The sequence below is a fragment of the Pseudomonadota bacterium genome (assembly GCA_039028155.1).
Taxonomy (GTDB): Bacteria; Pseudomonadota; Alphaproteobacteria; order SP197; family SP197; genus JANQGO01.
The window spans coordinates 40,260-46,676 of sequence record JBCCIS010000040.1 but is presented as its reverse complement, the minus strand read 5'-3'; the positions used below and the strand labels follow the sequence as shown (position 1 = coordinate 46,676).

General features: G+C 61.4%; 6 protein-coding genes. 3 read left to right on the top strand and 3 right to left on the bottom strand.

The genetic code is table 11. The annotated features are described in order from the left end of the window. Both AAF563_18535 and AAF563_18530 read right to left on the bottom strand, forming a co-directional pair. The coding region (locus AAF563_18535; protein ID MEM7123286.1) for an extracellular solute-binding protein at positions 1–1,098 on the bottom strand (1,098 nt) is incomplete at its 3' end. 238 nt (positions 1,099–1,336) lie between these two features. Continuing rightward, entirely contained in the window at positions 1,337–2,260 is a 924-nt protein-coding gene (locus tag AAF563_18530) for a LysR family transcriptional regulator (GenBank protein ID MEM7123285.1), read from the bottom strand. A gap of 93 nt (positions 2,261–2,353) precedes the next feature. Here AAF563_18530 and AAF563_18525 point away from each other — a divergent pair, with 93 nt between their 5' ends. The 3 genes from AAF563_18525 to AAF563_18515 are packed head-to-tail and all read left to right on the top strand — an operon-like array spanning position 2,354 to position 4,938. Next, entirely contained in the window at positions 2,354–3,805 is a 1,452-nt protein-coding gene (locus AAF563_18525; GenBank protein ID MEM7123284.1) for a 4-hydroxyphenylacetate 3-hydroxylase family protein, read from the top strand. A 37-nt stretch (positions 3,806–3,842) separates the two neighbouring features. Further along, positions 3,843–4,259, top strand: coding sequence for a RidA family protein (locus AAF563_18520; protein MEM7123283.1), 417 nt, complete (start codon positions 3,843–3,845; stop codon positions 4,257–4,259). 4 nt (positions 4,260–4,263) lie between these two features. Beyond that, positions 4,264–4,938 (top strand): DUF1028 domain-containing protein, encoded by a 675-nt coding sequence (locus AAF563_18515; protein ID MEM7123282.1) that lies wholly within the window; start codon positions 4,264–4,266, stop codon positions 4,936–4,938. 131 nt (positions 4,939–5,069) lie between these two features. On the opposite strand, the gene AAF563_18510 is transcribed toward AAF563_18515, so the two are convergent. After that, the gene (locus AAF563_18510) at positions 5,070–6,053 is read right to left on the bottom strand and encodes an endonuclease/exonuclease/phosphatase family protein (GenBank protein MEM7123281.1); all 984 of its coding nucleotides are present in this window, start codon (positions 6,051–6,053) and stop codon (positions 5,070–5,072) included. Between the last annotated feature and the right edge of the window lie 364 nt (positions 6,054–6,417).

The window sequence follows — 6,417 nt, the reverse complement described above, 5'->3', positions numbered from 1 at the left end:
GGCCAGGAACGCTTCGATGTCGCGCGTCAGGCCGACGGACGCCAGATACTCGTCGGTCACTTCCGGCATCTGGTAGACCTTGGTGTTGACGACGCCGTAACCCCAGTTCAACAGCTCATAGACCTGGGATTCCGGATCGACATAGGCGTCGATCAGGGCGTGGGCCTGCTCATAAAGGCCACGTTCCTTGGCGCCCGGATTAAGGGCCAGACCACAAACCCAGGTCAGGGCGCCTTCCTTCGGGTTCATCCAGATGTACTTGCCTTCGGTGCCGTTGGCCGCCATTTCCTCGCTCGCCGTCAGCATCATGCCGTTCCACGCCGCGGATGCCACGACTTCGCCGGAGAACAGCGCCTGTGTCATGGTTGTCACGTCGCTGGTCAGAAGACGCAGAAGCGGGATGCCCTCGCGCACCTTGTTGGCGACCAGTTCGATCTCCTCGTCCGACATGTCGAGGAAGTCGATGCCCATGTAGATGGCGATCAGGTTGAAGTGGTCTTCGACCGCATCGAACATGGCGAGGCGCCCGGACAGCTCCTCATCGTAGAAGATGCCCCAGGAGTGCGTGGCCGGATCCTTGTATTGAGGCGCCAGTTCGGTGTTCACGATGATGGCCGTCTGACCCCAGTCCTCGGGCACCCACAGCGGCGTGCCGTCTTCAAGGTTTGCGCCGGGCACATGCTTCATGGGTTCGGCGATATCGTCCCAGTGGCTGATCAAACTGACGTCGATCGGTTCGACGACACCGGCGTCATACCAAAGCTTGATCTTTGACGAGCACGGGAAGGTGACGTCGCATTCGAAGCCTGCACGCATCTTGGCGAGCGCTTCGGCCTGGTCGGAAAAGAACGAGTAGCTCGGCGGCGAACCGTACGCTTCGGTATAGGCCATCGCGAAGTTCTCGTCTTCGTAGCCGCCCCAAGTGAACATCATGAGGTCGCTGCCTTCGGCAGCCAGGGCGGGTCCGGCAAGCGGCGCGGCCATCGACATCACGCCTGCCGAGGCCAGAACCTTGTGCGCCTGCCTGCGGGTCAGTTTGCCCTCGCAGATCATGTCCTTGAACTGGTTGGCGCCCATAAGAGGTTTAAGTTTATCCATTCGCAAAGCTCCCTTGTGGATTGCGGCTTTTTGCCTGTCTTACTAGTTGAACACTTGCAAGGTTAGCCCATGGCTCTGCAAGGCGGGAGTCGCTAATCGACAAATCATCGTTGCGCGAGGATTGCAGGCGGGTTGCTGCCCGATTGTGTCTAGATTATCTCGTTATTGGCGAGTTTCTGGTGTCGACCTCACGTATACTGAGATCGCGCATAGAATGTCTGGCCGGTTTGTCCGTTGTTCAGCGCTCGCCCTGCTCGGCCAACAGCTCGGGCAGGTGGGCGCGGCAGACATCGGCGAAGGCAAGCGCCATGCGTGTCGGGCGCGACGTTGCGAGACGAGCGAGGCCCATGCGCATTTCCCGCTTCGGTTCCGATAGCGGTATGGAAGCGAGGCTGGAACCATCCAGTGCGCGGTGATGGGGCGCGCGCGAATGTAGCAAGCTGTAGCCGTAACCGTTCGCGACCAGTCCGCGCACCATCTCGAACGACATGGTCTCGTAGGCGATGTTGGGCTCGATGCCGGCCTCGGCGAACACCGACAGGAAATGGCTGCGGCTTTCGGGCAGGCCGAGTAGCACAAGCGGCTCGCCTTCCAGCTCGATCAGCCTGACGGTCTTTTTACCGGCCAGACGGTGCTCGGCGGGCACGATGACGTGGATCGGCACCGCGACCAGGGGCTCGAAATCGATGTCCTGGGGCATGTTGAGGTCGTAGGTGACGGCGAACTCATAACGCCCGCGCCTCAAGCCTTCGGGCAGGGCGCGCAGGTCCTCCTCGTGCGGGCGCACGCGGATCGCCGGATGCTCGCGGGCAAAAACGCGCAGCACGCCCGGCAGCACGAAGGGTGCGAAGGTCACGAAACAGCCGATATCCAGGTCGCCCTCAAGCGCTTCGCCCAGGCCGGCGGCGTCCTGGGTCAGCTCTTCCGCATGGGCCAAAAGCTCGCGCGCCGAGGCGAACAGGCGCCGTCCCGCCGGTGTCAGAGATAGGCCCTGCGCGTGATGGCGGATGAAGAGCTGCAGCCCGAATACGTCTTCCAGATGGCTGATCGCCGCTGAAACCGAGGGCTGGGACACATGGGTCGCCTCGGCCGCACGGGTAATGCTGCCGGCCTCGGCCGCGGCCACGAAGTAACGAAGTTGCTTCAGGGTATAGAGGATCACGAAAATCTATCCTATACGTCGCATAAATATCTTTTGCCATAGAATGGCGCCGAGACAAACTGCGCCACTTTTTGCCAGGAGAGGACCCATCCCATGCTGATGACCGGCGACCAGTACCGCGAGTCTCTCAATGACGGCCGCGAGGTCTATATCGATGGCGAGCGCGTCAAGAGCGTGCCGGACCATCGGGCGTTCAAGCCGATCGTCGACGTGCGCGCGCGCATCTATGACATGGCGGGCGAAAACGCCTTCAAGTCGATCATGGCCTACACGGAAGACGGCGAGGACTATGCCGTCGCCTGGCAGCCGCCCCATACCCAGGACGACTGGTGGGCCAAGCGCAACTGGGTCGATACGGTCATGAAGGAGATCGGCGGTGTCGTGACGCGTATCGGCGACGAGACCGTGGGCGAGATGTGGTCGCTGGCCGACGGCAAGGACATCCTGAACCAGGTCGACGATTCCTGGGCGACCAACATCGACAATCACATCGACAACGTTCTGAAGAACGACATCTTTCACGTCTCCGCCAACACCGATCCCAAGGGTGACCGTTCGAAAGCGCCCCAGGATCAAGATCCCGACATGCTGCTGCATGTCGTGAAGGAGACCGACGCCGGCATCATCGTGCGCGGCGCCAAGTACGAGACGGCGGCTGCCTATGCCCATCAGGCATTCGTCAAGCCGACGATCGCCAACTGGGGCGATGCCAAGCTTTCAGACTACGCGCTCGGTTTCATCTGTCCGATGAACGCCGAGGGTCTGAAGCACATCTGCCGCAATGGCTTCGCCGGCGTGAAGCCGAAAGCCGACTATCCGCTATCCAACGGTTTCGACGAGGTCGACACGCTGCTTGTCTTCGACAACGTTCTCGTGCCTTGGGAGAACGTCCTGTTCTATCGCCACACGGCGGCGGCCAGCTTCATTCGCGGCACCTTGCATCGCTACAGCGCCTATATGTTCGTCCTGCGCATCATGTATATCGCCGATCTGATGATCGGCACGGCGCTGTTCAACGTGCGCCAGACCGGCCTCGACAGACAACAGGCGGTGCAGGAAAAGCTCGCCCAGCTCGCCTGTTATCGCGAGGGCATCAACGCCCATCTGTCCGGTGCCATCGCGCTGGCCGAAAAGAGCCCGGGCGGGTTCCTGATGCCGAACCAGTCGCTGCTCTATACCGGCCGCGTGCTCGCGTGTTCGCAACTGCCGGCCATGATGCACCTGGCGCGCGAGTTGTGCGGTGGCCAGATCTGCGTCACGCCTGACAGTCCGTCCTTCCTGTCCGACGACACGAAGGCGTGGATGGAGAAGTTCTACAACGTCAACGACAACTGGCAGGCCGAAGACCGGCGCAAGCTGCTGGCCTTCGGGCGCGATCTCTTGAACTCCGACTACGCCGGTCACAAGGTGACGTTCCAGCTGTTCGCGCAGTCACCGCCGTTCGCGCATCTGGGTGCCGTCTACCGCAACTACGATTTCGATCAGTCGCTGGACTTCGTCAAGACGGCGGCGGGTTTGTCCGATCAGGTGATGGCCAAGAAGTAAGCCGCACACATTCGTTTCTGGGGAAGGAAAGACAACGATGGCGCATCAGCGTTTTCGCAAGTTCAACACCAAGGAGATGTACCCCGAGCAGTCGCTCGACAACGACCTGTGCATGGTCGTGCGCGCCGGCAACATGGTTTTCATGCGCGGTCAGACCGGTTTCGACCTGGACGGCAACTTCCATGGCGTCGGCGATGGCGCGGCCCAGGCCGAGCAGGCCATGAAATGCGTCAAGCAGCTGCTGGAAGAGGCTGGCGCCAAGCTGGAGCACATCTGCAAGGTCACGATCTACCTTACCGACCCCCGCTACCGCGAACCCGTCTACAACGTCATCGGCAAGTGGTTGAAGGGTGTCTATCCGGTCTCGACCGGCCTGGTCGTTCAGGCGCTCGCCAAACCGGAGATGGTGATGGAGATCGACGTCGACGCGGTGATTCCGGACGGCGAAGGCTGACGCCATGACCTTTTCGCTGACGGCGCGCTGCGCCCAGACCGGCATGTTCGGCATCGTCGTGACATCGTCCAGCATCTGCGTCGCGACACGCTGCGCCTGGGTGAAGGGCAATGTCGGCGCCGTTGCCAGCCAGAACATCACCGATCCCGGCCTGGGCCTGATGGGCCTCGACCTGTTGCAACAAGGCTATGGCGCCGAGGCGACCATGGAGATCCTGGTCAAGGCGCGACCCTATAGCGAGTACCGCCAGCTCGCCCTGATCGACCGGCTGGGTCACACGTCCCACCACTCAGGCACCGGCGTGCTGGGCACCAACAACATCGCTGAAGGCCGGGACTGCATCGCGGCCGGCAATCTGTTGAGCACGACGGACGTGCCTGTCCAGATGGTCAAGGCGTTCGAGGACTCATCAGGCGAGCATCTGGCCGAACGCTTACTGCGTGGTGTCGAAGCCGGCTTGGCGGCCGGCGGCGAGGAGGGCGACGTCAAGTCGGTCGGCATCAAGGTTTGTCACCAGCACGACTGGCCGATCTGCGAGATGCGCGTCGACTGGCACGACGAGCCGATCGCCGAGCTGCGGCGCGTGTGGGAGGCCTATGAACCGCAGATGGCCGACTACATCCAGCGCGCGCTCGATCCAACGGGCGCGCCGTCTTACGGCGTGCCGGGCGACCCCTAGAGCGGATCATGGTCAGGTGGAACCTCTGAAGGTTCCACCTGACCATGTGAATCCGCTCTCGATCTATGAGTAGAGCAGATTCACCTGCCTTGACGGATTCGCGAAGCGATTCCATCGAAACAGGATCTGCTCTAAGAGGCGCCGATAACGACGACGGCAAACAGCGGTCGATGATCGGAGCCGATATCCGATCCCCTTTCGATACTCTGAAGATCCAGGCTGCGCGACAGCAGGATGTGATCGATCGCCAGGCCGGCGGGGCCGAGTATGGTCGGCCATGTCGGCATGATGTTGGGTCCTTCCAGAGCGGTCCGGTCGAGAAAGCGGCGGAAGGTCGGCGACCACGGCGTTGCGTTCAGGTCGCCAACGGCGATCACCGGGCCTTCTTCGTGCGCGATCAACTGTGCCATGGCGTCCAGTTGTGCGTTCCGCAGGTGGTAGGCGGACTGGTGGAGCGGCGGATAGGGATGTAGACCGGCGATTAAGACCGGTCCGGCATCGGTCTCCACGTTCGCTAGAATCATCACCGGCTCGGTCTGCCAGTCTGATGGCGCCGGTAGTGCTTCGATCTGCTGGTTTTCGTCGCCGGTCAGCGGCAGGCGGCTGAGCAGCATCATGCCGAACGAGTGCTCGCGCGGTGCGGCGACGATGTGTGGATAGAGCGGCGAGAGTCTGGAGAGCGCGTCCGCCCAGGCCTGCGTCGTCTCGGCGACCACCACGACATCGGGGTCCAGCCGCGCGATCTCGGCGATCATCGGGCGATGGTTGCCGTTGTAGCGTGAAGCATTGGCGAACAGCACCTTGACCGTCACCGCATCGTCATGAATGACGCCGGTGGCGGTTGCCTGGGAGGAGGCGATAGCGGTACCCGCGACATCGCCGAGGTTGACGAGAGCGACCAAAGCCAGGCAAGCGGCGATCCAACGGTGACGCCTGATCACGGCGAGCAGAGCGATCAGCACCAGCAGCACCAGGATCTGCAGGCGGAAGCTGACAACGAGCTCGAGCGGCCACGCCTCGACGCCCGTGAGTGGCGCCGCTGCTACAAGGCCGATCAACCCGACCAACACATAGAAACCCGCCTCAAGAATCGATCGGCGTTGTGGCTGAACCATCCCTCAATGCCCAAAAAGATTGCCGTAAAAGCACATACGTGCGTTCAACAGCACATTTGCGGTGATGTCATGACCTTTTTGTTCCGCATGCAATCCGACATTTTTTGCCTTTCTTGGGCCGATTGGCGAGCCGAAATGCCAAAGCAGGCCGAGGGCCAAGGATCGAGAGCCCAGAAGATAGGGGTGGACTCCCTCCGTACTCTTACCCAGTCCGATCTATGTCAGGCTCAATGGTAGTACTGACGATGCACCAAAGGCTTACCTAAAAGATAGCGGTTCTTTGGCGCAATTAAGCCCCATTCTGGCGTTTCAAATGACGGTGGCCAGGCTCGACGCCGTCGCGCAACGACGTGACACCATCTCC